Genomic DNA, 26,408 nt, shown 5'->3' with positions numbered 1-26,408 from the left:
CTGGCTGGGGAGAAACTCACCGTCTGTCGTCAGCGCCTGCAGCAGCAGATCCACGGCCACCGGGGCCGCAAGGAGAACCTGCTCTACCGCGGCCGGCGAACACTGCTGACCCGGCAGTCGCTACTGACCGATGAGCAGATCGCCCGACTGCAGCGGCTGTTCGCCGAACACGAGGACCACGCGGCCTTGGAGGTCTCCTGGCACATCTACCAGGACATCATCAGCGCCTACCAACACCCAGATCCGGCCGCCGGCAAGAAGCGCATGCAGGCCCTCATCACCAGGCTCCGGCGCGGGCTACCCGAGGGGCTGGAGGAACTCGCTCAACTCGGCCGCACGCTCTGGCGCAAACGAGACCAGATCCTGGCGTTCTTCGACCGTGGCGGAGCCTCCAACGGCCCCGTCGAAGCGATCAACGGACGCCTCGAAGCCCTACGCGGCATCGCCCTAGGGTTCCGCAACTTCGACCACTACGTCCTGCGCTGCCTACTGCACTCCGGCCAACTGGCGACCCGGATCAATGCACTCTAAAACCGGAAGAGCCGGTTTGACCGCGGATTCGCTTCGCTCTGGTGCGCTGACTGTGGTTGCGTCTCACTCCGCCGACCCGACTGCGGGCTGGCTGCGCCGTCCCGACTGCGGGCGGCGCGGTTACCGAGGCGGCATCCGCAGTGCGCCGTCGAGCCGGATCACCTCACCGTTGAGCATCGGGTTGGCCACGATGTGCGCGACCAGGTCGGCGTACTCGTGCGGGTGCCCCAGCCGCGAGGGGTGCGGCACCAGTGCCTCGAGGCTCTCGCGCACCTCATCGGCCATTCCGGCCATCATCGCGGTGTTGAACACCCCGGGCGCGATGGTCATGACGCGCACGCCGTGGCTGGCCAGGTCCCGCGCGGCCGGCAGCGTCATCCCGGCGACCCCGGCCTTGGAGGCGGCGTAGGCGAGCTGGCCGATCTGGCCGTCCTGGGCCGCGACCGAGGCGGTCATGACGATCACGCCGCGCTCGCCGTCGTCGCCGACCGGGTTCAGTCCGGACATCACCGGCGCCGCAGCGGCGATCGCGTTCATCGTGCCGAGCAGATTGATCTGCACCACCCGGTGGGCGGTCTCCAGGTCCAGCGGCCCGCGCTTGCCGAGGATCCGCCCGGGCGTGGCCACCCCGGCGCAGCAGACCAGCACGCGCAGATCGCCCAGGTCCCCGGCCGCCTGTACGGCAGCGTGGACCTGCTCCACGTCCCGTACATCGGTGGGCTGGGCCCGTGCCCGCCTGCCGGCGGCGGTCAGTTCCTCAGCCAGGTCGGCGGCGGGGGAGTCGGGCAGGTCGGCCAGCAGGACCGCGACGCCGCGCTCAACAAGCCGGCGCGCCGTCGCCGCCCCCAGACCCGAGCCGCCCCCGGTGATCAGTGCGCTGGTGCCTTCCGAGAGATCCATGGCGCCAGGTTATCGGTGCGCCACGGCCGCACCTATGCGGATGAGCCGGCCTCTCAGCGGCTATTGCCCGGCGCGGCGCGAGGTGCGCGGCCCGGCGCGGCGCGACGTGGCCTGGCGCAGGGCGCGCGGGGCGCACGGAGTGCGTGGAATGCGCGGGGCGCGTGGGGGCACGGAGTGCGTGAGATGCGCGGCGCGCGCGGAGAGGCGGCGGAGCGCGGTGGCTCAGAGGTAGCGCGTGGGGTCGAAGGACTCCAACGGGATCACCCGCACCCGCGGCAGCGGCTCGGTGAAGGCCTTGATGTGGTCCTCCAGGTCGTAGACCGTCACCCCGGGGATCTCGGCGAGCCGGGCGCTGATGAACTCCCGGAACCCCAGCACCGCCAGGCGCCGCCCGTCAGTAGCGAGTCGCTGCACCTGAGGTACGAAGTCGCCGTCGTGGCTGGCCAGCATCACATCGCCGATGCGCGGGCCCAGGGCCTCCAGGGTGCGCTGGATGCCGATGTCCACCACCGACTCATCCGGGCTGCCGGACAGCGGGATCGGCTGGTAACCCATGGCCAGCAACGCCTGGATGAACGACATCGGCAACTGCCCCGACGTCGCGTTGAGGAAGAACAGCGCCGTCACCGGCTGGCTCCAGGTGCGCTGGGCGAATTCGGTGATCCGGTCCCACCTGGGCCGCTGATCGGGGTTGGGGCGGTGGCCCAGCACGCTCATCCCGAGCGTGGCGTCGATATTCTCCCCGTCCACCAGCAGGTAGGTGCGGCGGGTGTCGTCGGATTCAGTCTGGACCATGGCTGCACCCTACTCGGGGCCGACGGCGACGGGGGTCGCCGGGCGATCCGCCGCGCCCGGGCAGCGAAGGAGCCGCCCTGGACATGGTCCGGAGCGGCTCCTGGCAGCCCGGCTACGGTCCGGTTCGCCGCTGCGTCACCGGCGCTCGCCGTCGTCCCGGGACCCCCCGCGACTGGTCGGTCCCTCAGTGCTGTTGACCCGGGGCCTGACTCCCGTCCTGCTGGGTGGCGTTCGGGTCGGCGGCGTGCTTGCCGGAGTCGATCCGGCCCGGGTCCGCGCCGGCGCCGGCGTTCAGGGAACCGGAGCGCAGTGCCTCGAACCGGGCCTCGACCTCCAGTGCCTCGGTGGAGGTCTCCAACTCTGCGAACTGGGCATCCAGGCTGGAGGACTGCAGTTCCTGCTGGCCCATCACCTCTGCCTCCTGGCGGCGGACCTGCTCCTCGAACCTGCCCAGTTCGCTGGACGGGTCCATCACGTTCAACGACTGCACCGCGCTCTGCACCTGTTGCTGAGCATCCGCCGACTTCTGCCGCGCCACCAGGTTGTCCCGGCGGGTACGCAGGTCGACCAGTTTCTCCTTCATGATCGCCAGGCCACTCTTGAGCCGCTCGACCACGTCGTTCTGGGAGGCCAGCAACGGCTCGGCGGACTTGACCTCGTTCTCGAAACCGATCTGCTTCTGCAGGGCCAGCCGGGCCAGGTTGTCGAACCGCTCGGCGGCGGCCTCGTCACCGTTGCTGCGGGCCTGGTTCGCCCGGTTCGCCGCCGCCTGGGCCTTGTCCCCCCACTCGCGCACCGCGGCGACGTCGGAGTTGTAGTCCTGTTCGGCGAAGCGCAGGTTGCCGATGGTCTGGGCGATGGCTTGCTCGGCCTCGGCGATGTTGTTGGTGTAGTCGCGGATCAACTGATCCAGCATCTTCTCCGGGTCCTCGGCGCGGTCCAGGATGGAGTTGATGTTGGCTCGGGTCAGTTGGGCGATCCGCCCCAGAATGCTCTGCTTCTCGGCCACGGGTGGTCCTTTCCTAGCGGGTCTGAACTGCGGGTCTGAACTCTCGGTGCGGTCTTGGCTGCGCTGCCGGGCTGTCCGTCCGGTCCGGCTGAACTGTCAGTGTGCTCTCGTCGGGCTCGGTCTGCGCGGGCTTCCAGTGCGGACTCTAGAACCGGCCACCACCTCCCATGCGTCCGCCGCCGAAGCCCCCGCCCCCCATGGAGCGGCCCCCGAAGCCTCCTCCGAACGTACTGCGTCCGCCGGCCCCGCGCGAGGAGCCACCGAATCCGCCGCCCGATCCCCAGCCGCCGCGGGAGCGCCCGCGCCCGCCGGTGAGTACCTGCCCGAGGATCCCGCCCAGGATCAGCGACCCGGCATCGATCCCACCGGAGCGCCCGTGCTGGCCCCAGGGGTTGTGGTCGCTGCTGGAGTAGTCGCGGCGCCACGTGGTCACCGCGGCCAACGCCTGCTCATTGGCACGGTCGGCCAGCTCCAGCGCCCGCGTGGCCAGGCCGAGCGCCTGCTTGGGGTCACTGTCGGCCAGGCCGCGGGCCTCGTCGAGCAGCCGTTCGGCCTCGGCGACGAGGGCGCGGGGCTGGGCGCCGATCGCCCCTCGGTTGGACTCGATGTAGATATCGGCCGAACGCAGTTTCTCCGACGCCGCCGCGATCTGTCGCCGCAACGAGGTCTGCACCCGCTGGATCACCTCGGCGCTGTTGCGGTGTCCCTCCAGCGCGGCGTCCAGGGCCGCCTCCGCGCTGGCGATCTGACGCAGCGCGGCGATCGGGTCCCCGCCGGAGCGGGCCGCCTCGGCCACCCTGATCGCCTCGGTGGCCCGGTCGCGCAGGGGCGCCACCGCGGAGTCGTTCGGAGCGAGGCGGTCGGCGTCGGCCACGTCGGCGCTGATCGAGGCGATCGCCTCGGCCAGGTCCTCGTTCGCCGACTCCAGGTCCGCTCCGGCGCTGCCCACCGAGTTCAATAGGTCGGCGGCCTGCCCCAGCGCGCCCTCAGCGGTGCGGGCGAAGGCCACCGCGTTCCCGCGGTCGTCGGCCTCGACGCGGGCCCGGCCCTCGGCCACCGAGGTTCGCGCCGCCTCGATCAATTGCTCGGCCTGGTCCGGGGCCCGGGCGATGGTGGCCAGCGTGGCCGGCGGATACGTCACCTCCAGGGTGGTCAGCGCGGCCCGGGCCGCGGGGATGCGTGCCTCGATCTCCCCGGCCCGCTGGTGCAGTTCGGAGAGCACCTCGGGCACGTTCTGCTCCAGCCGGCGCAGCTGCGCGAACGCCTCCGCCTGCTCCTCCAGCAGGTCCTCACCGCGCTCGCACAGACCCAGCACGCGGATCAGCAGGGCGCGCTGCTCGGGGGCGGAGACGTCGTCGTTCTCTGCCTGCCGTTGCAGGGTGAAGGCTTCCTGCAGGGTGCTGCGGGCCTGCTCCAGCACCTCCCGGAAGCGCCCGGTCGATTCCAGCCCGAACTGGGCCTGGGCGAACCGCAGCTCCTGCTCGGAGGTGCGCACGTCGTCGTCCAGGGCCACCAGGGCCGAGCCCACCCGGGTGCGCAGTTCCTCGGTGCTGACACCCTCGTAGGGGTCCGGCGGGGATGCTGGTCGGCCGGCACCCACGTGTCGGCTGCCGGCGGGGCCGGCGGAGCGGGCGGAGCGGGCGGCGTTGCCGGTGGAGCGCCGGTACACCACGATCAGGGCGAGCGCCACGATCACGGCCAGACCCACCAGGAAGATCGTCAGGCCCCCGCCGCCGCCTCCGCCAGCGGCGCCATCACCCCCGGCCCCGTCACCCCCGCCGCCGCCGTCGGCGTAGGCCTGCGCCCCGGCGACCACCGCGCCGGACCAGTTCTCGGCGCCCAGTTCCGAGCGGATGCGCGTCTCGGCCCGGTCCATCGTGGCCGCGGACAGGCCCGAGGTGTCGGAGATGGAGACCCCGTAGGCCGAGTCCTGCACCGCCACCGCGAGCAGGAGGTCCCGGTCGCCCAGGTTGGACAGGTTCGCGGTCTCATCCACCCAGTCGTCGTAGTTGGTCCCGCCGAAGGTGTCCACGAACACCACGAACAGCAGGTACCCGGTCTCCTCGCGCAGTTCGTCGATGGCGTCCTGGGCCTCGGCTCGCCCCGAGTCCAGCACCTGATCGCTCGTCAGGTCGGTGAGTTGCTCATCCAGGGAGAGCGGGTCCTGCGCGTGTGCCGGCGCCAGGGCCGGTCCGGCCACGCTGAACCAGGCAGCCAGCAGCACACCGGCGAGGAGGGCACGTGCGATACGCGAGAGGCGGGCCACAGTTCCCGATCCTTCCTGTTGGCGCGCGGGGATGCAATGTGGTTGCCGCGCAACAGCGGCCCACCGCCTCGAAACCCGGGCCCATCGGCCATCCACGGCAGGTCCCTCGTACCATCGATTGCCCGCTCCGGCACCCGCTGGGGTAAGTTGCGCTTGTGACTGAGACGACGCAACCCCGCATCCACGTGATCCAGAACGCCGACGACGTCGGCCTGGACTTGCTTGCGCCCGGCCTGGACGGAGCGCAGCTCGAGGTGGTGCACCCCTATCGCGGTGACGCGCTGCCCGCGGTGGAGGACGTGCACGCGCTGATCGTGCTGGGTGGGGCCGCCAACGCCTACGACGACGAGGCCAAGCCCTACCTGCCGCAACTTCGCGACCTGCTGTCCGCCGCCGTCGACCGTGACGTGCCCACGCTCGCGGTCTGCTTGGGCGCCCAGCTCCTCGCCGTGGCCCGCGGCGGTCAGGTGCACGTCGCGGCACCGGCAGGCGCGGAGATCGGAGTGATCGAGGTGCGTCTGCGTCCCGACGCCGAGCGCGATGTGGTGCTCGGCCCGCTGGTGGCAGCCAAGGGCGCGACCGTGCAGGTGCCGTCGCTGCACATGGACGCCATCACCGAGTTGCCCGAGGGTGCCTGCTGGCTGGCCGCCTCCCGGCAGTACCCCTTCCAGGCCTTCCGGATCGGCTCGGCCCTGGGCGTGCAGTTCCACCCGGAGGTGTCCGGGACCATGCTGGCCTCCTGGATCCGCCGGCACGGCCTGGAGGACGCCGAGCGCATCGCCGATGAGGTCCGGGCGCAATGGGATGCCTCGGCCCAGGAGATCACCGAGGTCGCCGACCTGCTCTCGCGCGCCTTCGCCGCGCAGGTCGCCGCGCAGGTGCGCGAGCAGACGGCCGCGCAGGTGGGCGCGCAGACGGGCCCGCAGGTGGGCAAGCAGGTCGGCACGCTCGAGCCGCTCGGGACCTAAGACCTTCGCCACGGGCCGGGACCGGCCCTAGTCTCATCCTGCGGCCACGGGCCGGCCGGGCGGTGCGAACCCCCGGCACTCGAGCAGCAGGAGGGGTAGTCATGGAGATCCCGGGCAAGACGTTCGTCGTCACCGGAGGGGCCAACGGGATCGGCCGTGCGGTGGTCCAGGCGCTGTTGGAGCGCGGGGCGAACGTGGCCGCCGTCGACCTGAGCGAGCAGGCCCTGGCCGCGGCTGCCGAGAGCGCCGGCACCGACCGGCTGTCCACCCACGCGCTGGACATCACCGATGCAAGTGCCGTCGAGGCGTTGCCCGAGCAGGTGCTCGCCCTCCACGGGACGGTCGACGGCGTGGTGAACGTGGCGGGCATCATCCAGCGGTTCGTGCCGATCGCCGACCTCGACGTCGCCGAGATGGCCAAGGTGCTGGAGGTGAACTTCTGGGGCACCGTGCGGATGACCAAGGCGTTCCTGCCGCACCTGATGGCGCGCCCACATGCCGCGGTGGTGAACGTGGGCAGCATGGGCGGGTTGGTGCCGGTGCCCGGGCAGAGCGCGTACGGGGCGTCCAAGGCCGCCGTGCAGTTGTTCACCGAGGGCCTGTACGCCGAGATGCAGGGCACGAACGTGGCCGTCACGATGGCCTATCCCGGTGCCACCAACACCGACATCGCCCAGCACTCCGACGCCGCCATCCCCGGCCGGGATGCGGAGAGTTCCAAGGCGGCGGCGAACATGACCTCACCGGCGGAGGCTGCCCGGCTGATCGTGGACGGTATCGAGAAGGGCTCCTACCGGGTGCTCATCGGGCGCGACACCAAGATGCTCGATGCGCTCTCACGGATCGCGCCCAAGCGGGCCACCGAGATGGTGGCGAGCCGGATGAAGGACCTGGTCGGCTGACTCGGCGCCCGGGGAACCCCGGAGACCGGGCCGGCCCCGGGATCATCGGACAGGCCCGGTGCCCGGGCATCACCGGGATCGACCCCGGGGATCACCGGACCGGGTGAACGGCCGCCGGTCCGGCACGAACGGACTCAGCTGAGGGTGAGGAAGAGTTTCTCCAGTTCCTCGATCGTCAGCCCGTCCTCCACCTCGGCGGCCTCCCCGGGTTCGGTGAGGCAGAACTGCATCGCGCTGGAGACGATGGCGAATCCGGCCCGGTCCAGTGCGGTGGAGACCGCGGACAGTTGGGTCACGACGTTCCGGCAGGACCCGCCGTCCTCGACGGCGTTGATCACTGCGTCGAGTTGTCCGCGGGCGCGCTTGAGGCGGTTGAGGATCCGGCGTTGGGTTTCGGGGTCTGCACTTCTCATCGGGATTCCGCTCTCTATCGACGGTACGGTTCCGGTGTGTGCGGGTGGGGGAGTGCACACGCTCTCCGGACAGCATACCGCGATACCCCGTAGGGTATATAGTGAAGTTGAGTGCTCAGTTCAGGGCTGAGGCCCAGAGCGGTGGGGCGCGTGTGGGTGGCGATCAGCAACCGGCGGGCGGCGCCGACGGTTCCGCGGGTCCGGGCTCGAGCGCCCGGCTCAGCACCGCGAGCGTGTCGGCTTCGACGGCGTAAAAAGCCCACCGGCCGCGCTGCTCACGACTCACCAGGCCGGCTTCGACCAGTTGCCGCATGTGGTGCGAGACCGTCGGCTGGGACAGTCCGACCGGCTCGGTGAGGTCGCACACGCACGCCTCCCTGCCCGGCTGGGCGGCGATGATCGACAGCAGCCGAACCCGGGTCGGGTCGCTCAGCGCCTTGAACATCCGCGCCAGGCGGCGGGCGGGCTCCTCCGCCAGGACGCCACCGGTCACGGGCGTGCAGCAGGCGGCCAGGTCCTCGGGGGTCGTGGGCGCAGAGATCGTCATGGAACAATTCTCCCAGACGTATTGACAGTTGTCGATCAATCGATAAGTATCGATGCGTCTGTACCTGCGACCCGGGACGGGACCATGAGTGAGAACACCGAACTGCGTGAGCAGGTCCGGCGCCGTTACGCACGCGCCGCCGGCCAGGTCGGCGCCGGCATACCGAACAGCGACCTGCTCGACGACGGCCGGACGGACTCCGGATCCTGTTGCGGCGAACCGACGCAACGACCGATCTTCGGTGCCGGTCTCTATGACACCGCCGCATCGGCGGACCTGCCCGTTCAGGCGCTCGAGGCGAGCCTGGGTTGCGGCGACCCCACCGCGGTCGCGGACCTGCGCGAGGGGGAACGAGTGCTGGATCTGGGCTCGGGGGGTGGCATCGACGTGTTGCTCTCGGCCCGGCGTGTCGGTCCCAGCGGGTTCGCCTACGGGGTGGATATGACCGAGGAGATGCTCGACCTGGCGCGGGCGAACGCCGCCGAGGCCGGAGCCGCGAACGTGGGGTTCCTGCACGGCACGATCGAGGAGGTGCCGTTGCCGGCGGGCGCCGTCGATGTGGTGATCTCCAACTGCGTCGTCAACCTCTCCACCGACAAGCAGGCCGTGATTGCCGAGATGTTCCGTGTGCTCGCCGCCGGAGGGCGGGTCGGGATCTCCGACGTCGTCGCCGAGGATCACCTCTCGCCGCAGCAGCGGGCGGAGCGCGGGTCCCACACCGGCTGCATCGCCGGGGCGCTGTCCAGGGCCGAGTACCTCGATGGTCTGGAGCAAGCGGGCTTCGTCGACGCCCAGGTGGAGTTCACCCACGAGGTAGCCCCCGGCATGCACGCCGCGATCATCAGGGCGAGCAAACCGAACCAGGGCCAGGTGCGCCAGGAGCAAGTGCGGGCCTGAGCGAGCCCTGCCCGGGTGCCACCCGCCCGGAGCAAGTGCGGGTCTGACCCAGCCCGGCGTCGCGTTACCCGCCACGGCGCTCGGCGCGTTGGTGGCGGTCCTGAACCGCCTGAGACTCCTGCTCAGAACAGCTCGCGCTCAGAACAGCCCGACGGTGTTCCCGTCCTCGTCGATGTCGATGTGCGCCGCCGCCGGGTCCGAACCCAGGCCCGGCATGGTGCGCATCTGCCCGGCGATGGCGTAGATGAACCCCGCACCCACCGAGGCGCGCACCTCCCGCACCGGCAGCGTCCACCCGGTCGGTGCCCCGCGCAGCGTGGGGTCGGAGGACAGCGACAGGTGGGTCTTGGCGATGCAGATCGGCAGGTTGGACCACCCGTACCCCTCGTAGGCCTCCAGGGCGCGCGCCGCGGCCGGGGCATACTCGACGCCGTCGGCACCGTAGACCTTGGTGGCGATCGCAGCGATCTTGTCCCGAAGCCGCATCTCCTCGGGGTACAGGAAGGAGAAGTCGCTGGGCTCCTGCGCCGCCTCGGCCACTGCCTCGGCGAGTTCGGCCGCGCCGGAGCCGCCGTGGGTGAAGTGCTCCGAGACGGCGCATCGCACGCCCAGTTCGGCCGCGATCTGCCCGATCGCCTCGTGCTCGGAGGGGTAGTCGGAGCCGAAGGCGTTGATTGCCACCACCGGGGTGGTCCCGTGCAGGCGGATGTTCTCGATCTGGCGGCGCAGGTTGTCCGCACCGGCGTAGACGTCGTCGGGACTCTCCGCGAGCATCTGCTCCGGCAGTGCCCGCCCGGCCACCACCTTGTGCCGCCCGGAGTGCAGTTTCATCGCCCGTACCGTCGTGACCACCACACCCACGTCGGGCACCAGCCCGGAGACGCGGCTCTTGATGTTGAAGAACCGTTCGGCGCCCATGTCCGCACCGAACCCCGCCTCGGTGATGAGGAAGTCCCCGGTGCGGATGCCGATCAGGTCCGCCACCACCGAGGAGTTGCCGGTGGCGATGTTGCCGAACGGGCCGGTGTGCACCAGCGCGGGGGTGCCTTCCAGGGTCTGCAACAGATTCGGTTTCAGCGCCTCCCGGAGCAGCACGGTCATCGCGCCGGCGCCGCGGAGCTGCTCGGCGGTGACCGGTTCCTTCGTCTGGCGGGTGTAGCCGATCACGATGCGGCCCAGCCGCTCGCGCAGGTCGCGCAGTGACGTGGCCATCGCCAGGGTGGCCATCACCTCCGAGGCGGCGGTGATGTCGAACCCGCTCTGGCGCAGCACGCCGTCGAGTCGCGGGCCCAGGCCGACCACGATGTTGCGTAGCGACCGGTCGTTGATGTCCATCACCCGTGGCCAGGTGATCGCATCGGGGTCGATGTCCAGTTCATTGCCGTGGAACAGGTGGTTGTCCACCATCGCGGCGAGCTGGTTGTGCGCCGCGGTGACGGCGTGCATGTCCCCGGTCAGGTGCAGGTTCAACCGCTCCATCGGCACCACCTGGCTGTACCCGCCGCCGGCACCGCCGCCCTTGATGCCCAGAGTCGGGCCCATCGAGGGCTGGCGCACCGCGATCGTGGCCCGCCGCCCGGTCAGGTTCAGCCCCTGCCCCAGGCCCACCGCCGTCGTCGTCTTGCCCTCACCCAGGGGAGTGGGTGTGATGGCGCTGACCACGACGTACTTGGCCTTGGGCCGGTCGGCCAGCGCGGTGATCGCATCCAGGTCGATCTTGGCCACGTCACGGCCGTAGGGCTCGAGCAGGTCGGGATCGAGGCCCATCCGGTCGGCGATCTCGGGGATGGGCCGTAGGGACGCGCCCTGGGCGATCTGCAGGCTGCTGGGCGGGGTGGTCAGGGTCATCCGTTCTCCCTCGAATCGATCGCGGCGGTACGCGTGAGTCCCGGGCCGGAGCCGATCGGTCCGGTGGCCGGCGCCCGGAGGTGGCGGGCCCGGCACCCCAATCCTCACCCGCACCGAGGCTGATTGCGGCGGATTCCGGCAGGCGATTGCCACAAGATACCCTGGGGGGTATACTCGACGCAGGCATCAACCACGCAGCCCCCTGAGGAGAGCCCAATGGCCACCATCGACCTGACCGCGTCCACCTTCGGATCCACCATCGCCGACAACGACATCGTGCTCGTGGACTTCTGGGCCGCCTGGTGCGGCCCGTGCCGCAGTTTCGCGCCGATCTATGACAAGGCTGCTACCCAGCACCCCGACGTGGTCTTCGGAAAGGTCGACACCGAGGCCGAGCAGGCGCTGGCCGCCGCGGCCAACATCACCTCGATCCCGACGCTGATGGCCTTTCGCGACGGGATCGGCGTGTTCTCCCAGCCCGGTGCGCTGCCGGCCAAGGCGCTGGAGCAGGTCATCACCGCCGTCAAGGACCTGGACATGGATGAGGTCCGCGCCCAGATGGCCGACCAGCAGGCGAGCGCCTGAACACCCACGCAACCACATCGCGGTACCCGACCAGAGAGGTCCTCACATGGACTACGGAATCAGCATCACCCTCCCCGACGACTTCGACGCCGCGATGCCCAAGGTGATCGAGGCGCTGGCCGAGCAGGGCTTCGGCGTTCTCACCGAGATCGACATGGCCGCAACCCTGAAGAAGAAGCTCGACGTGCAGATCGCCCCGCACGTGATCCTGGGCGCCTGTAACCCGCCGCTGGCCTACCGTGCGGTGCAGGCCGAGGAGTCCATCGGGCTGTTGCTGCCCTGCAACGTGGTGGTGCGCTCCGGCGATGGCGGCACCATCGTCGAGGCCCTCGATCCCCAGGTGATGGTCGGCGTGACCGGCAACGAGGAACTCACCGGCGTCGCCGATGAGGCCTCCACCCGCCTGCGCGCGGCGCTGCAGTCCCTGCAGGCGCAGTAGGAGATGGACCGACGACGACGATTCCCCCGTCGTCGTCGGTCCTTCCCCCGTGCTTGCTGGGCGCGGCCGGATCGTGGTGCGCGCACCGCCTCACCCGGAGCGTAACCACCGCCGACACCCGACGCCGGCTGCCGCGGTTGGAGCGACGGCGGACCCGAGTCCCCGCCGAGCCCTACAGTGGGCGGGTGGACCCCGCGGCGCGAGCGCAGAGCAGCACCGTCGCGCAGACGCCCGGAACCGCCTCCGGTGACCGGCCGCCCTGGTGGGTGCCGGTCGCGGCCTGTGTGGTGTGGTTCGCGCTGTGGTCCCTCACCCCCGGGCTGCTCAGCAACGGCGTGGGCAGTTGGGTTTCGGACGATCCGGATGTGGCGGTGCTCGTGGAGAGCGCGCTCGCGCTAGTGATCGTGGCCGTGCTCGCCCTTCTGCACCGGCGCTACAACCGGGTGCTGTTCGCGCGCTCACGGCTGATGTGGCTGTACGCGCTTCCGGCAGTGCTGGCGATGGCGCTGCCGTTGCACTACGGCATGCCCGCGCCCGTGGGGGTGTACATGGTGTGGATGAGTGTGTCGGTGTTCTGGCAGGACTACCTCACCTTCGGCCTGCTGCAGAGTTACCTCGCTGAGCGCGTGCCCACCTGGGGGACCATCACGATGGTGGCCGTGATGTTCTGGCTCGGTCACGCGCTGTTGCTGCCCGATACGTTCGGCCCGGCCAACCCGCTGGCCGCCCTGGCGATGCTGGCGATGGGCGCGCTCTTCGCGTTGCTGCGCGCCCGCCTGGGCACGTTGCACCTGCTGCTGGCCTTGCACATGGCGTTCTACTTCGTCTTCGCGTGAGACGACGCGGGCGAAAGCGTAGCGACCCGGCGTCCTCGGCAATCGGACGCAGGCCTCACCCGGCCGACCGCACGTTGCGCACGGTGGCAAGGGTGCGCAGGTCGGTGTTGCGGTCCGGACGTTGCGGGGTGCCCACGTCTGAGGTGCCGACTCGGCGGGTCAAGTTTACGCTGTATACCCATGCGAGCGGACGGGGGAGTTTGATGAGCGAAGTCAGTGGTGACAGCCGGGATGTGGTGGACGTTCTGGTCGCTGACCACGGCCGGATACGTTATCTGTTGAGGCAGGTCGAAGGGCCCGTGGGCACCGCCAGGCGCCGAGACCTCGCTGCGGCCGTGATCGCCGAGGTGAAGCGGCACTCGGCGATCGAGGCAGACGTGTACGCGGTGATCGAGAGGCAGCTGCCCGAGGGTGCGCGGGAACGACCGGATGGCGCATGGGTCGATCGGGACGAGCGGGAGCGCAGCATCGTCGTTGCGATGGATCGGATGGCGACTCTCGACGTCGGCGATCCGGAGTTCTTCGAGTGGGTCGGCCACCTGCAGCAACTCTTCCGCGATCACGCGCACGATCAGGAGGATGAGGACTTTCCCATGTGGCGAGCCGGTGTTCCGGCTGCGGAGCTGGCCGCGCTACGCAAGAGTGTGGCTGCCCGACTCGAGCCAACCGGAGCGCGGGGACGGCGGGTCAACCAGGACCCGGCGATGCCCTCGATCCCGAGCGCACCGGAGGGGACGTCCCCGACCAAGGTGTCGGCCTGATCCCGGGTGGCACCCTAACTCCAGGAAGCGGCTCCGCCCTCCGGCCCTCTGAGCGGACTTACGGCAAGGCCTCCCGTGCCAGCAGTCCCTCGGCCACCAGGTCCTCCCAGAGCGCTGCCGGGACTCGGGTCTGATAGCGCTGCAGGGCCTGCTGGAACTGCTCCGCGTTGGAGCTGCCGACGACCACCGATGCCACCTGGGGCTTCAGCAGCACGAATGCCACGGCAACCTCGGGGAGGGTGAGTCCGTGCCGTTCACAGACATCGGCGATCCGGTTGGTCCGCGTGATCAGTTCGGCAGGTGCCGCTTCGTAGTTGTAGGGCGCGTCCGCCGCCGGGCGCTGCCGGGCGAGCAGTCCGGAGTTGTAGACGCCGGCGATCACCACGCTCGCCCCGGTTTCCTCGGCAGCCGGGAGGACGTCGGCCAGGGCGCCCTGCTCGAGCAGGGTGTAGCGGCCCGCGAGCATCACCAGGTCGGCGTCGCCTTCGCGGATGAACCGGGCGACCATCGCCGACTGGTTCATCCCTGCCCCGAAACTGCTGATCACGCCCTGGGTGCGCAGTTCCTGGAGGGCGGGCACGGCGCCGTTGATCGCCTCGTCCCAGTGGTCGTCGGGGTCGTGGATGTAGGCGATGTCGATCCGGTCCAGGCCGAGCCGCTCCAGGCTCTCCTCGATCGAGCGTCGCACCCCCGCCGCGGAGAAGTTCCACACCCGTTTGGTGGTGTTGGGCACCCCGTGGAACTGCTCGTTCGTCCCGGTGCCGCCGGGGTTCGGCCGGATGAGCCGCCCGACCTTCGTCGACAGCACGTACTCATCGCGCGGGTACTGCGCCAGCGCTCTGCCGAGCCGGCGCTCGGACAGGCCCATGCCGTAATGGGGAGCAGTGTCGAAGAGCCGGACGCCGGACTCCCAGGCGGCGTCGACGATCCGCTCCACCTCGCCCTCGGGCATCTCGCGGTAGAGGTTGCCGAACTGTGCCCCGCCCACTCCTAGTTCGGTCAGGGACAGGCCGCTCCGGGTGGTGCGGCGGCCGATCTGAGGGTTGTCCGTTCGCATGGCTGTCTTCCTTGCTGGTGAATGGGTCAGTGGGCCCGGCCGGGGTGGGATGCGCGGGCAGCGGAGGTCATCGGGAGCGATCCACCACAGTGGTGATCGCCGGATACCAGCGCCGGGCGGTACCCGACCAGACCTGTTCGCGCTCGCCCTCACTCAGTGGCGCGAGCAGGTCCTCGGCGATCTCGACCGCGCGGCGATATCCGCCACCCAGGATGCACACGGGCCAGTCGCTGCCGAACATCACCCGGTCGGGTCCGAAGGATTCCAGGACGGTCTCGGCGTAGGGACGCAGCCGCTGCGCCGTCATCGGCTCATCGTCGAAGACGAGATAGCCGGACAGTTTGCACGCGACGTTGGGATGACGAGCAAGATCGCGGATGTCGGCTGCCCAGGAATCGAAGTCCGCACGGGCCATCGTGGGTTTGGACAGGTGATCCAACACGATCCGGGCCTCCGGGCTCGCCGCGGCCAGGCGGGTCGCCGCAGGCAGAATTCGGGCATCGGTGAGCAGATCCAGGCTCAGGTCCCGTGCGGCCAGGGCGCTCGCGGCCGCACGTACCGGATCGCGAGCGAGCCAGTCCGGGTCGGCCACGTACTCGCCCGCCACGCGGATCCCGATCAGGTGATCGCCGCCGGGGCCCTGCCTCAGATCATCGAGAAGATCACCGGGCGGCTGTGCACCGTCGACGTCGATCCACCCGACCACACCGGCCAGCCCGTCCTGGCTCGGCGCGAGGGCAAGGATCTCCGGTGTCTCCTCGGGCTGGGCCACGGTCTGGACGAAGATCCCGAAGTCGATCGCGCTCTCGCGCGCCGCCTCGTGCCAGTCGCCGAAGTCATAGGGCCCACCGATGACGTCTCTGGTCGCGTCGTCCATCCACTCCTGGGGACGGACGGCCTCATCCCAGACGTGGTGGTGAGTATCAATCCGCAACATGCTCGACCTCCGCCGGTGTCGTCTCCCGTTCACGTTCAGTGTTGTGGATGACGCCAGGATTTTCAGACCAAGCAGGCCGCGGCCCTGCTGGAGTTCCTGGCCGCGCGACTGGCCTCGGTCCGGCCCCGGGTTCAGCCGCGCGCCCTGGCCTCGGGTCTGGCCGGGGCGAACCTCGCCTCGCAACTTTTCGAAGTTGTGGTTGAGATCACCATTCAACACGTGTAGAGTCCACGCAACACGAGTTGAATGGGGTCTTAAATGCGGATCATTCTTGATACCGATATGGCGATGGGCGCCCCGGGATCAGAGATCGACGACGGTTTCGCGCTGGCGCTGCTGATGGCCGATGAGGTGTTCGACGTCGAACTGGTCACCAGCGTCAACGGGAACATCGACGTCGAGTCCGGCACGCTGCTGAGCGTCGAACTGCTGCAGCGGTTGAAGCGCCCGGACATTCCGGTGGTGCGCGGTGCCGCTGCGCCGATGATGGAGCCGGAGAAGGCTCGCGGTGCGCCGGAGAGCGTGAAGGAGAACTTCGGCCACCACCAGGCCGCGCCCGGATTCGCCGCGGCCGAGATCGCGCGCCGGGTGCTGGAGTCACCGGGTGAGATCACCCTGGTAGCCATCGGACCGCTGACCAATATCGCCCTGGCGATCGCGATGGAACCTGAGGTCGCTACCGCGGCCAAGGAGATCGTGGTGATGGGCGGGGTGTTCCGCGGTCACACCCAGGCGGCGCGGATGCCGGGGGAGTTCAACTGGTGGGTCGATCCGCACGCGGCCCGAGCGGTGATGCACAGCGGCGCGGCCATCCGCCTGATCGGGCTGGATGTGACGACCCAGGTGCGCCTCACCCGGGACGACGCAGCGACCATGGCTGACAGTGGCCGTGAGTTCGGCGCGTTCGCCGGAGAGTGCACGGTCGCATGGCTCGACCGGTTGGCGAAGGCCAACCCTGGTGAGGAAGGTGCGGGCCAGTCCTGCGCCATGCACGATCCGCTCGCCGTCGCGGCCCTGTCCCGGCCCGAACTGTTGGATTGGCAGCCGGCCCACGTGAACGTCCTGACCGCAGAAGAAGCCGGGCGCGGCGTGGCCATCGCTGACTTCCAGGAGCGCGCCGACGCGCCGATCCCCAACGCCCAGGTGGCTGTAGGGGTGCGGGTCGAGGAGTTCATGACCTACTTCCTGGACCGCATCGCCACCTACTGACCGACCCGGCCGCACCCGACCAGGTCCACCGCGCCACGCGCACTTTTGATTCGCCTCGACACCGTTGTCACGAAAGGACACACGAAATGCGACGCATCCACACGGCTGCCGCCGTCGCGGGGGCTGCGGCCCTGATTCTCACCGCAGCATGTTCCGACTCCTCCACCGCCACCGGCGACGGCGACGGTGACGGCTGGTCGATCCCGGAGGAGGATCCGACTGCCACGATCCAGGTCCTGGGCCACCAGGACGCCGAACTCATGGAACCGGTCATCGAAGTCTTCCACGAGGACCACCCAGACATCACCGTGGAGTACGAAGCGGTGCCGTTCGACCAGTTGAACTCGGTGCTGGATGCGCGGATCGCGAACCAGGACGGAAATCCGGATGTGTACTGGGCGGACCAGCCGCGGGTGGCGGCGCTGGCTTCCCGGGGTTATCTGGAAGACCTGACCGAGCAGTTCGCGGACCTGACCGGAACATTCGACAGCGCGCCGGTGGAGTCCAGTTCCTTCGACGGCAGTCTGTGGTCGTTGCCGATCGCGAACTCCACGCAGTTGCTGTACTACAACGCCGACCTGCTGGACGAGGCCGGTGTCGAGGCGCCCTCGGGTGAGATCTCCGAGCGGATCACGTGGGAAGAGATCCGCGATCGAGCCCAGCAGGCAGTCGACGGCGGGGCCGAGCACGGCTTCCTCTTCGGCCAGGTGCACCGGTACTACCAGATCCAGCCGTTGCCGCAGTCCAAGGGCGGCTCCGCCGGCGCCTCCGACGACCTCGGCCTCGAGCCGGACATCACCTCCGAGCCCTGGGTGGAGTCGATGGAGTTCTACCAGTCGTTGTTCACCGAGGACCTGTCCCCACTGGGCGTGACCCCGGAGCAGTCCAGCGCCGAGTTCATCACCGGCAACACCGCCTTCTTCGTGCAGGGCCCGTGGCTCCTTCCCCAACTCGACGAGGCCGAGTTCACCTGGGGCGTGGCCCCGCACCCCTACTTCGAGGGCGGGGAGCCGGTCACCCCCACCGGCTCGTGGTCCCTGGGGATGAGCCCGTTCAGTGATGACAAGGAAGCCGCCGCCGTCTTCATGCGGTGGATGTCGGCTGACAACGGTGGTGGGTACGCCGTGAACTTCGGGGCACCGGAACTTCCCTCCACACCGGAAGGCAAGGAGGACTACTTCCAACGCGATGTGTTCGACTCCGACGCCGGTCAGGACGCCGTGACGATCATCGACCACGAGACGGCCGAGACCGCGGTGCCGCGTCTGCAGACCGTCGGCTTCGTGGAGTTCGAGGAGATCCTCGGCCGGGCCTTCTCCGACATCGCCTCCGGTACGGACCCGGAGACTGCGCTGCAATCGGCTCAGGATGAGTTGACCAACGCGTGGGCACAGTACGAGTAGGGCGCGATCAGACCAAGCTCATGACTGCCCTTACTCGGTCCACCACCGGCCCCACCCGCACCCCGGCACAGCGCCGGGGTGCGGGCGGGTCCGGCCAGCACAAGCGTTCACGCCGCCGGGCCAAGGAACTGGCCTGGGTCGCGGTCTTCCTGGCCCCGGCCCTCCTCACGATCATCACCCTGAGGATCGCACCCACCGTCAGCGCAGCGGTGGACAGCCTCTACCGGGGCTTCCCCGGTGGCGTGCAGCCGGCGGACTTCAGCGGCCTGACCAACTACGCCACGCTCTTCTCCAATGACATGTTCCGCGACACCGTGGTCCGCACGCTGGTGTTCAACGTCATCATCAACCCGCTGCAGGTGGCCTTGGCACTGGCCGTCGCGGTGCTGGTGACCCGGCGGATCGCGGCGCCGGCGCTATGGCGCACCCTCATCTTCATCCCCGCGACGGTCCCGGTCGTGGGGTCCTCGATCGTGTGGGGCATCGGGCTGCGGCCGAACGGACCGATCAACGCGATCATCGATGCCCTCGGTGGGAACCGCCAGCCGTTCCTCACCTCACCCGCCCAGGCGATGGCCTCGATCATGGTGGTGATCTCCTGGATCGGCATCGGCTACTGGATGTTGTTCCTCATCTCTGGTCTGCAAGCGATCCCCGAGGAGTACATGGAGGCGGCGAAACTGGACCGGGCCGGTCCGATCCGCACCTTCTTCTCCATCACGCTGCCGCTGCTGAAGCGTCCGCTGCTGTTCGTCCTGGTGGCGTGCACGGTTGCCAACTTCGTCCTGTTCGTGCCGATCCAGATGCTCACCAACGGTGGTCCGGAGAACAGCACCACGATGCTGATGTTCAACGCGTACCGGACCACGTTCACCTACTCGAGCAAGAACCTCGGTGCCGCCGAGGTGATGATCCTGACCGTGTTGATGCTGGTCTTCGTCGCGCTGCAGTTCCGGCTGTTGCGTGAGGACCGACCCGCGAGGAGCAAACGATGAGCGCAGTAGCCAGTCGCCGTCGCGGCCGCCTGGAGCGCAAGTCCGCGATCCTGACCCTGGCGGCCATGGCGGCGTCGGCCATCTTCATCCTGCCCGGCCTGTGGCTGGTGGTCGGGTCGGTGCGGCCCGGCTCGGAGATCTTCAGTTCCGTCTCACCGCTGAGTTGGCGCATCCTGGTGCCCAGTTCGGTGAGCCTGGACAACTACGTGAACCTGCTCAGCGGGCCGTTCGGCCGGGCCCTGATCGTCTCCCTGGTGGTGTGCCTGCTGACCGTGGGCATCGGCCTGGTGCTCAGCGCCACCGCCGCCTACGCCCTGGCGGTGCTGAACTTCCCCGGGCGGGGCGCGGCGTTCGCGTTCGTCGTCGTCAGTTTCATGGTGCCGTTCGAGGCGATCGCCATCCCCCTGTCGCAGTTGTTCACCGGATGGGGGTTGACCAACACCATCATGGGTCTGGTGCTGCCGGGCATCGGCAACGGGCTGGCCATCTTCAACCTGCGGCAGTACTTCCTGGGCATCCCGAACTCCTACCGTGAGGCCGCCACCCTGGATGGTGCCTCGGAGGCCCGGATCCTGACCAATGTGTACGTCCCGATCGGTGGCGTGGCCCTGGCGAACTCGGCTTTACTGATCTTCCTCGGACAGTGGACCGCCTACCTGTGGCCCTTGCTGGTGGTCTCCGAGGCGCGGCTGCAGGTGGCACCGGTCGCCCTCGCACGAACCTTCGGAGAACATTCATTCGACTACGGGCAGAACTTCGCAGGAGCGGTGGTGCTGTCCCTGATCCCGGCGGTGATGATGTTCATGTTGCAGCGCTTCTTCGGCGGCCTCTCGCTCACCACAGGTGAGAAGTGACTCAATCGACGCACTCCCGGCAGGTGGTCGTCGTCGGCTCGGCGAACGTGGATTACCTCATGCGGGTGGACCGTTCGCCGGTGCCGGGCCAGACCGTCCTCGCCGAGGAGTTCCGCAAGTCCCCCGGCGGGAAGGGGGCGAATCAGGCAGTTGCCGCGGCCCGCCTGGGCGGCCGGGTCTCGTTCATCGGATGCGTCGGCGACGATGACGACGGCGCGATGCTGCTGCGCGTGCTGCGAAGTGAAGGCATCGACATCTCCGATGTGGAAACTGTCGGGGACCAGGCCACCGGGCTCGCGGTCGTCGCGGTCGACCGATTCGGGCAGAACTCGATCCTCGTGGTGCCCGGAGCGAATTTCGCGATCAAGGCCGATCGGGTGCGACGGGTGATCCGAGCATCGGCCCCCGGAGCCGTGCTGACCCTCCAGGCGGAGATCGACCCGGAGGTGATCGCCGCCGCGATCGACGCCGCTGCCGTACAGGGACTCAGGGCGGTGCTGAACCTGGCCCCGTTCATCCACCTGCCGGCGCAGTTGCTGGCGACGTGCGATCCGCTGGTGCTCAACGAGTCCGAAGCCAGTGAACTGCTCGGTGAGCCGGTGCGGTCGGTACCGGTGGCGTTGCGGGCGGCCCAGGAGCTACGCCACCGGAGCCGGTCGGTGGTCATCACCCTGGGGGAGCAGGGCGCGGTCTGGGCCGATGCTCACGACGCGGGCGCGGTCGAAGCCGAACGGGTTGAGCAGGTCGTCGACACCACCGGTGCGGGCGACGCGTTCGTCGGTGCCCTCGCCGTGCACCTCGCCGGTGGCGCCGACCTGGCGGACGCGGTCCGGGTGGGCGTGGCGGCCGGAACCTTCTCGGTGACCCGCCCGGGCGCCCAGTCCTCCCACCCGACGGCGGCCGATCTGGCCCCGATCCTGAGCCCGCTGCGAGTCCGTTGAGGGCTCGGTGTTGGTAGCGTCGGGCACGAGCGGAAGGGGAGGTGCAGGTGGCGGTAACGCGCGCCCAAGTGGCCGCTCACGCTGGGGTGTCCCCCGCCGTGGTCTCCTACGTGGTGAACGGAGGGCCCCGACCGGTGTCGGCCAGGACCAGGTTGCGGGTGGAGGCGGCCATCGCCGAACTCGACTACCGGCCGAACCGGATCGCGGCGGCACTGCGCGCGGCGACGACCCACTCCATCGGACTGCTCACGCCCAGCCCCACCAACCCGTTCTTCGCGGAGTTGTCCGCCACGCTCATGCGGGAGTTCTCCGCTCGCGGAAAGTCCCTGTCCGTGGCCGTCACCGATGAGGATTCCGACCTCGAGTTGCTCCACCTGCGCTCCTTCCTCGACCGGCAGGTCGACGGCGTCATCCTGACCTCCGCCGGATCGGTCGTCGCGATGGAGGAACTGGGACCGCACTCGGTTCCGGTGCTGGTGGTCGATCGGGTCGGGACCATGGAGGTCCCGGCCTTCTCCCGGTTGCATGTGGAGAACACCCATGGTGCCCGGCTCGCGACCGAACATCTCCAGCAGCACGGTCACGAGATCATCGGATGCATCGCGGGCCCGCCGACGGAGAAGTTGGTGGCCGAACGGATCCAGGGCTGGCGGCAACAGCAGGACGGCCGGGACGACGACTTCGACTCCCTGGTGGAGCACGGGGACTTCTCCGCCGCCGGTGGTCACGGCGCCGCGCACGCCCTGCTCGGTCCGGGGTCCCGTCGTCGTGCTTCCGGCAGGCCCGCGCCCACGGCACTGTTCGTGACCTCGGACGTCCAGGCCTTCGGTGTGCTGCTGGCGTGTCAGGAACTGGGCCTGCGGGTGCCGCAGGACGTCGCGATCGTCAGTTTCGACGGCACCGAACTGGCGCGATTCGCCAACCCGCCACTGACCAGCGTGCGCCAGCCGATCGAGGAGATCGCGCGCGTGGCCACCGAGGTGCTGCTCGCCCGGATCGCTGACCCGGCGCTGGAGCCGGCACACCAGACGTTCAAAGGCACCCTGGTGATCGGACGCAGCTGCGGCTGTGACGACCGGGCCGAGCCTGCGCCCGATGGTCTGCCGGCAGAGCATCGGTAGGTGGCCGGCCTACATCTCCTCCAGTTCCTTGCCCTTGGTCTCCGGGACGAACTTCCACACGAACAGCAGCGACAGCACTGCACAGGTGGTGTAGAAGCCGTAGGCGAACCCGAGGCCCAGGTCGGCCATCGCGGGGAATGAGGTGGAGATCGCGAAGTTCGCCAGCCACTGGGCTGCGGCGGCCAGACCGAGCGCGGTCCCGCGGATCACATTGTTGAACATCTCGCCCAGCAGCACCCACACCGCGGGACCCCAGGTGGCCCCGAAGAACACCACGAACAGGTTCGCCGCGATGAGGGCGGCTACGCCGGCCCCACCGTCCAGCACCGGCTCGAGTTCGCCGTCGGCGCCTTCCACCACCCGCGCGGTCGCGAACAGGAACGCCAGCGCGCCCAGGGACACCGACATCCCGAAGGATCCGATGAGCAGCAACCGGCGCCGGCCGATCTTGTCGATCAGCGCGATCGCCACGATGGTCACGGCGATGTTGGTCACGGAGGTGATGACGGTCTGGGTCAGGGCGTCGGCCTCGGTGAAGCCGACCGACTGCCACAGCGCCGAGGAGTAGTAGAAGATCACGTTGATGCCGACGAACTGCTGGAACACCGACAGGCCGATCCCGATCCACACGATCGGCAGCAGGTTCCTCCCGCCGGGGTTGAGCAGGTCACGCCACGTGGCTCGCTCCTCGCGCACCACCGTGCGGGTGATCTCCTTGATCCGTTCATCGACTCCGACCCGCATCACCTGGCGCAGCACGCCGCGGGCGTCCTTCTCATCCCCGCGCGCCACCAGGAACCGGGGCGACTCCGGGATCGTCAGGGCGAGCACGCCGTAGGCGAACGCGGGCACCACCTCCACGATGAACATCCACCGCCAGGCCTCCAGCCCGAACCACAGTTCCTCGGCGGCGCCGCCGGCCGTGGCAGCCAACCAGGCGTCGGACAGCAGCGCCACGAAGATGCCGGTGACGATGGCCAGCTGCTGCAGCGAGCCGAGGCGGCCGCGGATCGGGGCGGGGGCGATCTCGGCGATGTAGGCCGGGGCGATCACCGACGCCGCGCCGATCCCCATGCCCCCCAGCAGCCGCCAGCCGATCAGGTCCGCGGGGCCGAACGCCAGGCCCGAGCCCAGCGCGGACAGGAAGAACAGGGCCGCGGCGATCACCATCACCCGCACCCGCCCGATCCGGTCCGCCAACCGGCCGGCCAGGTAGGCGCCCACCATGCACCCGAGCAACGCCGAGGACACGGTGAAGCCGAGCAGCCCCGGGCTCATCTCGAACTGCGCCTCGATGGCGCTGACCGCGCCGTTGATCACGGCGGTGTCGAACCCGAACAAGAAGCCGCCCAGCGCCGCCACGGTGGCGAGTTGGACCGCCTTGCCGGTGTGGTAGTCGGTCGATTCCGCAGTCGACATCTGCCCTCCCCGTCCGGTTCGTCCGGTCACAGTAGCCGCGGAGGGACGACTGCGCTCGCCGAGGTTCTGAGCACGCCTGCTGCGCTACGCCGCGGTGAGGTCCTCGGCGTCGATGATCCGGTAGGCATAGCCCTGCTCGGCCAGGAACCGCTGGCGGTGCGCGGCGAACTCCTGGTCCACGGTGTCGCGGGTGACCACGGCGTAGAAGTGAGCGGTCTTGCCGTCGGCCTTGGGGCGCATCACCCGGCCCAGCCGCTGGGCCTCCTCCTGCCGGGACCCGAAGGACCCGGAGATCTGGATCGCCACCGACGCCTCGGGCAGGTCGATGGAGAAGTTGGCCACCTTGCTCACCACCAGGGTGGGTACCTCACCGGTCCGGAAGGCCTCGAACAGTTTCTGCCGTTGCGGCACCGTGGTGGCCCCGGTGATCAGGGGCGCGTCCAACGTCCCGGCCAACTCTTCCAGCTGGTCCAGGTACTGCCCGATGATCAAGGTCTGCTCGCCGTCGTGCTTCTTCAGCAGCTCCCGCACCACCGCGGTCTTGGCGGGCGCGGAGGCGGCCAGCCGGTATCGGTCCTCCGGTTCGGCGATGGCGTAGGCCATCCGGTCGCGCTGGGACAGGTCCAGCCGGATCTCGATGCACTCGGCCGGGGCGATGTAGCCCTGGGCCTCGATGTCCTTCCACGGCGCGTCGTAACGCTTGGGCCCGATCAGGGAGAACACCTCGTCCTCCCGGCCGTCCTCGCGCACCAGGGTGGCGGTCAGCCCGAGCCGGCGCCGGGCCTGCAGGTCCGCCGTCATCCGGAAGATCGGGGCGGGCAACAGGTGCACCTCGTCATAGACGATCAGGCCCCAGTCGCGCGCGTCCAGCAGTTCCAGGTGCGGGTAGGCACCCTTCCGCTTGGTGGTCAGCACCTGGTAGGTGGCGATGGTGACCGGGCGGATCTCCTTGCGGGCCCCGGAGTACTCCCCGATCTCCTCCTCGGTCAGGGAGGTGCGCGCCACCAGTTCGTCGCGCCACTGCCGTGCCGCCACCGTGTTGGTCACCAGGATCAGCGTCGTGGTGCCCGAGCGGGCCATTGAGGCCGCACCCACGATCGTCTTGCCCGCTCCGCACGGGAGCACGACGACGCCGCTGCCGCCGTGCCAGAAGGTATCCACCGCTTCGGCCTGGTAGGGGCGCAACTGCCAGTCGCCGGTGCCCAGTTCGATGGCGTGCTTCTCGCCGTCGACGTACCCGGCCAGGTCCTCGGCCGGCCAGCCCAGTTTCACCAGCACCTGCTTCAGGTGCCCGCGCTCGGAGGGGTGGACCACGACGGTCTCGTCGTCGATGCGGGTGCCGAGCAGACCCTGGGTCCGCTTGGCCCGCGTCACCTCCTCCAGCACCGGTTTGTCCAGGGCGTGCAGCACCAGACCGTGTTCGGGGTGCTGCATCAGTTGCAGCCGCCCGTAGCGCGACATCGTCTCGGCCACGTCCACCAGCAGGTGATGGGGCACCGGGTAGCGGGAGAAGCGCAGCAGGGTGTCGACCACCTGCTCGGCGTCGTGCCCGGCGGCGCGGGCGTTCCACAGTCCCAGCGGGGTGAGCCGGTAGGTGTGGATGTGCTCCGGGGCGCGCTCCAGTTCAGCGAACGGGGCGATCTCCCGCCGGCACTCGGCGGACTGTTCGTGGTCGACCTCGAGCAGAAGAGACTTGTCCGATTGCACGATGAGGGGTCCGCCGGTCATCGGACCATTGTCACCCACCGATGGGTTCAGTTCGCAATCAGGGTCCGACGACGGCGGGGGACGTGTGCGTGATCTCTCACCGGGGGATGGGCTTCTCGGGGCGCCGCCGGGCGCGATCGCGGTACCTCGAGTTCGACTCCGCCCCACTCCTGGAACGCGCCTCGGGCGCGCAGATCGCGACTGCGGAATCGGACGGTCACGACACCCGCAGCACCGAGAAGTGGAAGGCCCCCTCGACGAAGTAGTTGCGCGAATAGATCACCGGAGCGCCCTCGCGGTCGAAGTGCGCCTGCCGCAGCAGCAGATACAAGGGCTGTGCAGGAGGGTCCTCACCCCACGCGATGCCCTCGTCGTGGACGGCATGGATGGCCGTGGAGGCATAGGCCGGGGTGTTGATGCCACGGGAGCGCAGCAACTCGAAGAGAGACCCGTCGAACTGAGTCGGCTGGTAGGGGCCAGGGAAGATCCCGTCGATAATCTCCTCGTAGCAATAGGCGACAGTGCGGTGATCGGCCTGGAATGAGCGCTCAAGGTACAGAACTTCGCTGTCTGGGTCGATCCCGAGGCTGTCGGCTGCTTCGGGCGTGACGCCCCGCTTCTCCGCCGTACGGCACGTGGCTCCTGACTCGAACCCTTGCTGGCGGATCGTCTCCGTAGTCGAACGCAGTTCCTGCAAGCCGGCACTGACGCGGGAGCCCAGCGCCGTTACGAAGGTCCCCGAGCCGCGCCGGGTGTGGACCAAGCCCTGGGACTCCAGAAGTTTCAGCGCCATTCGAACGGTGGATCGGGATACGCCGTAGGTGGCGCCCAGGTCCCCCTCGGTGGGCAACTGGTCCGCCGTGGCCCACTCCCCGCTTTCCAGCCGCTCCTTCAAACTGCGCATCATGCGCACGTGGAGCGGCTCGTCATTCGTGAGTGATCGCGATGTATCTGCCATGGCTCCATCCTGACGGTGGTTGTGCGCCTGAGCACAGTATGTAGCGCCTCGTTGGGTCCGGGTCGCGAGTCTGATGCGCCTTTACTCGGTCCCTGTCATCGCGTTGACAT

Annotated in this window: 26 protein-coding genes; 14 read left to right on the top strand and 12 right to left on the bottom strand. The window is 69.2% G+C overall.

Features of this window, described 5'->3' with window-relative positions:
- On the top strand, positions 1-531 hold a 531-nt coding region (locus tag ACPL7H_RS17385), incomplete at its 5' end, for an ISL3 family transposase (protein WP_424798040.1).
- Positions 532-651: 120 nt separating this feature from the next.
- Here ACPL7H_RS17385 and ACPL7H_RS17380 read toward each other — a convergent pair.
- The 4 genes from ACPL7H_RS17380 to ACPL7H_RS17365 all read right to left on the bottom strand — a co-directional run bounded on the left by ACPL7H_RS17380 (position 652) and on the right by ACPL7H_RS17365 (position 5,501).
- Positions 652-1,431, bottom strand: coding sequence for an SDR family NAD(P)-dependent oxidoreductase (locus tag ACPL7H_RS17380; RefSeq protein WP_424798039.1), 780 nt, complete (start codon positions 1,429-1,431; stop codon positions 652-654).
- Positions 1,432-1,653: 222 nt separating this feature from the next.
- The gene (locus tag ACPL7H_RS17375) at positions 1,654-2,226 is read right to left on the bottom strand and encodes an NYN domain-containing protein (protein ID WP_424798038.1); all 573 of its coding nucleotides are present in this window, start codon (positions 2,224-2,226) and stop codon (positions 1,654-1,656) included.
- Between the two features lie 184 nt (positions 2,227-2,410).
- The gene (locus tag ACPL7H_RS17370) at positions 2,411-3,235 is read right to left on the bottom strand and encodes a PspA/IM30 family protein (protein WP_424798037.1); all 825 of its coding nucleotides are present in this window, start codon (positions 3,233-3,235) and stop codon (positions 2,411-2,413) included.
- A gap of 145 nt (positions 3,236-3,380) precedes the next feature.
- Complete coding sequence (locus ACPL7H_RS17365; protein ID WP_424798036.1) at positions 3,381-5,501, bottom strand: TPM domain-containing protein; 2,121 nt, start codon at positions 5,499-5,501, stop codon at positions 3,381-3,383.
- Positions 5,502-5,656: 155 nt separating this feature from the next.
- On the opposite strand from ACPL7H_RS17365, the gene ACPL7H_RS17360 reads away from it, so the two are divergent.
- Complete coding sequence (locus tag ACPL7H_RS17360) at positions 5,657-6,469, top strand: type 1 glutamine amidotransferase (protein WP_424798035.1); 813 nt, start codon at positions 5,657-5,659, stop codon at positions 6,467-6,469.
- A gap of 101 nt (positions 6,470-6,570) precedes the next feature.
- Positions 6,571-7,371: an SDR family NAD(P)-dependent oxidoreductase gene (locus tag ACPL7H_RS17355; RefSeq protein ID WP_424789051.1), complete on the top strand. Its 801-nt coding sequence runs from the start codon at positions 6,571-6,573 to the stop codon at positions 7,369-7,371.
- Between the two features lie 134 nt (positions 7,372-7,505).
- On the opposite strand, the gene ACPL7H_RS17350 is transcribed toward ACPL7H_RS17355, so the two are convergent.
- Both ACPL7H_RS17350 and ACPL7H_RS17345 read right to left on the bottom strand, forming a co-directional pair.
- Positions 7,506-7,784: a metal-sensitive transcriptional regulator gene (locus ACPL7H_RS17350; RefSeq protein ID WP_424789052.1), complete on the bottom strand. Its 279-nt coding sequence runs from the start codon at positions 7,782-7,784 to the stop codon at positions 7,506-7,508.
- A 163-nt stretch (positions 7,785-7,947) separates the two neighbouring features.
- Positions 7,948-8,331: an ArsR/SmtB family transcription factor gene (locus ACPL7H_RS17345; RefSeq protein ID WP_424789053.1), complete on the bottom strand. Its 384-nt coding sequence runs from the start codon at positions 8,329-8,331 to the stop codon at positions 7,948-7,950.
- An 84-nt stretch (positions 8,332-8,415) separates the two neighbouring features.
- Here ACPL7H_RS17345 and arsM point away from each other — a divergent pair, with 84 nt between their 5' ends.
- Positions 8,416-9,228 carry an arsenite methyltransferase gene (gene arsM, locus ACPL7H_RS17340; RefSeq protein ID WP_424789054.1) on the top strand — a complete coding sequence of 271 codons (813 nt, stop codon included), beginning with the start codon at positions 8,416-8,418 and terminating at the stop codon, positions 9,226-9,228.
- Positions 9,229-9,366: 138 nt separating this feature from the next.
- Here arsM and ACPL7H_RS17335 read toward each other — a convergent pair whose 3' ends face one another.
- Positions 9,367-11,076 carry a formate--tetrahydrofolate ligase gene (locus ACPL7H_RS17335; protein ID WP_424789055.1) on the bottom strand — a complete coding sequence of 570 codons (1,710 nt, stop codon included), beginning with the start codon at positions 11,074-11,076 and terminating at the stop codon, positions 9,367-9,369.
- 216 nt (positions 11,077-11,292) lie between these two features.
- Between ACPL7H_RS17335 and trxA the strand changes: the two genes are divergently transcribed.
- The 4 genes from trxA (at position 11,293) to ACPL7H_RS17315 (ending at position 13,697) form a co-directional block, all read left to right on the top strand.
- Entirely contained in the window at positions 11,293-11,661 is a 369-nt protein-coding gene (trxA, locus tag ACPL7H_RS17330) for a thioredoxin (protein ID WP_424789056.1), read from the top strand.
- 46 nt (positions 11,662-11,707) lie between these two features.
- Positions 11,708-12,100, top strand: coding sequence for a DUF302 domain-containing protein (locus ACPL7H_RS17325; protein WP_424798034.1), 393 nt, complete (start codon positions 11,708-11,710; stop codon positions 12,098-12,100).
- A 185-nt stretch (positions 12,101-12,285) separates the two neighbouring features.
- On the top strand, positions 12,286-12,936 hold the full coding sequence (locus ACPL7H_RS17320; protein ID WP_424798033.1) for a hypothetical protein: 651 nt from the start codon (positions 12,286-12,288) through the stop codon (positions 12,934-12,936).
- 203 nt (positions 12,937-13,139) lie between these two features.
- The gene (locus ACPL7H_RS17315; protein ID WP_424798032.1) at positions 13,140-13,697 is read left to right on the top strand and encodes a hemerythrin domain-containing protein; all 558 of its coding nucleotides are present in this window, start codon (positions 13,140-13,142) and stop codon (positions 13,695-13,697) included.
- A 58-nt stretch (positions 13,698-13,755) separates the two neighbouring features.
- Here ACPL7H_RS17315 and ACPL7H_RS17310 read toward each other — a convergent pair whose 3' ends face one another.
- Both ACPL7H_RS17310 and ACPL7H_RS17305 read right to left on the bottom strand, forming a co-directional pair.
- On the bottom strand, positions 13,756-14,754 hold the full coding sequence (locus ACPL7H_RS17310; protein WP_424798031.1) for an aldo/keto reductase: 999 nt from the start codon (positions 14,752-14,754) through the stop codon (positions 13,756-13,758).
- Between the two features lie 67 nt (positions 14,755-14,821).
- Complete coding sequence (locus tag ACPL7H_RS17305; RefSeq protein WP_424798030.1) at positions 14,822-15,691, bottom strand: amidohydrolase family protein; 870 nt, start codon at positions 15,689-15,691, stop codon at positions 14,822-14,824.
- Between the two features lie 258 nt (positions 15,692-15,949).
- On the opposite strand from ACPL7H_RS17305, the gene ACPL7H_RS17300 reads away from it, so the two are divergent.
- The 6 genes from ACPL7H_RS17300 to ACPL7H_RS17275 all read left to right on the top strand — a co-directional run bounded on the left by ACPL7H_RS17300 (position 15,950) and on the right by ACPL7H_RS17275 (position 22,214).
- A complete protein-coding gene (locus ACPL7H_RS17300; RefSeq protein ID WP_424798029.1) occupies positions 15,950-16,900 on the top strand; it encodes a nucleoside hydrolase in 951 nt (316 codons plus the stop codon).
- Between the two features lie 86 nt (positions 16,901-16,986).
- Complete coding sequence (locus tag ACPL7H_RS17295; RefSeq protein WP_424798028.1) at positions 16,987-18,303, top strand: ABC transporter substrate-binding protein; 1,317 nt, start codon at positions 16,987-16,989, stop codon at positions 18,301-18,303.
- Between the two features lie 20 nt (positions 18,304-18,323).
- Complete coding sequence (locus tag ACPL7H_RS17290) at positions 18,324-19,298, top strand: carbohydrate ABC transporter permease (RefSeq protein WP_424789064.1); 975 nt, start codon at positions 18,324-18,326, stop codon at positions 19,296-19,298.
- Positions 19,295-20,152 (top strand): carbohydrate ABC transporter permease, encoded by an 858-nt coding sequence (locus tag ACPL7H_RS17285; protein WP_424798027.1) that lies wholly within the window; start codon positions 19,295-19,297, stop codon positions 20,150-20,152. The genes ACPL7H_RS17290 and ACPL7H_RS17285 overlap by 4 nt, the downstream gene beginning before the upstream one ends.
- Positions 20,149-21,093 (top strand): ribokinase, encoded by a 945-nt coding sequence (locus ACPL7H_RS17280; RefSeq protein ID WP_424798026.1) that lies wholly within the window; start codon positions 20,149-20,151, stop codon positions 21,091-21,093. The genes ACPL7H_RS17285 and ACPL7H_RS17280 overlap by 4 nt, the downstream gene beginning before the upstream one ends.
- 47 nt (positions 21,094-21,140) lie before the next feature.
- Positions 21,141-22,214, top strand: coding sequence for a LacI family DNA-binding transcriptional regulator (locus tag ACPL7H_RS17275; RefSeq protein WP_424798025.1), 1,074 nt, complete (start codon positions 21,141-21,143; stop codon positions 22,212-22,214).
- Positions 22,215-22,223: 9 nt separating this feature from the next.
- Here the strand turns inward: ACPL7H_RS17275 and ACPL7H_RS17270 are convergent, their stop codons facing one another.
- From ACPL7H_RS17270 to ACPL7H_RS17260, 3 genes are all read right to left on the bottom strand, one after another.
- Positions 22,224-23,633, bottom strand: coding sequence for a sugar porter family MFS transporter (locus tag ACPL7H_RS17270; RefSeq protein WP_424789068.1), 1,410 nt, complete (start codon positions 23,631-23,633; stop codon positions 22,224-22,226).
- A gap of 84 nt (positions 23,634-23,717) precedes the next feature.
- Positions 23,718-25,361: a DNA repair helicase XPB gene (locus ACPL7H_RS17265; RefSeq protein ID WP_424798024.1), complete on the bottom strand. Its 1,644-nt coding sequence runs from the start codon at positions 25,359-25,361 to the stop codon at positions 23,718-23,720.
- Between the two features lie 196 nt (positions 25,362-25,557).
- Positions 25,558-26,298, bottom strand: a complete 741-nt coding sequence (locus ACPL7H_RS17260; protein ID WP_424798023.1) for a GntR family transcriptional regulator — start codon at positions 26,296-26,298, stop codon at positions 25,558-25,560.
- Positions 26,299-26,408 lie beyond the last annotated feature (110 nt).

It is taken from the genome of Pseudactinotalea sp. Z1732, assembly GCF_049724975.1.
In the GTDB taxonomy this organism is placed as follows: domain Bacteria; phylum Actinomycetota; class Actinomycetes; order Actinomycetales; family Beutenbergiaceae; genus CALKWS01.
The sequence above is the reverse complement of the archived record's forward strand: the minus strand, read 5'-3'. Positions and strand labels throughout refer to the sequence as shown.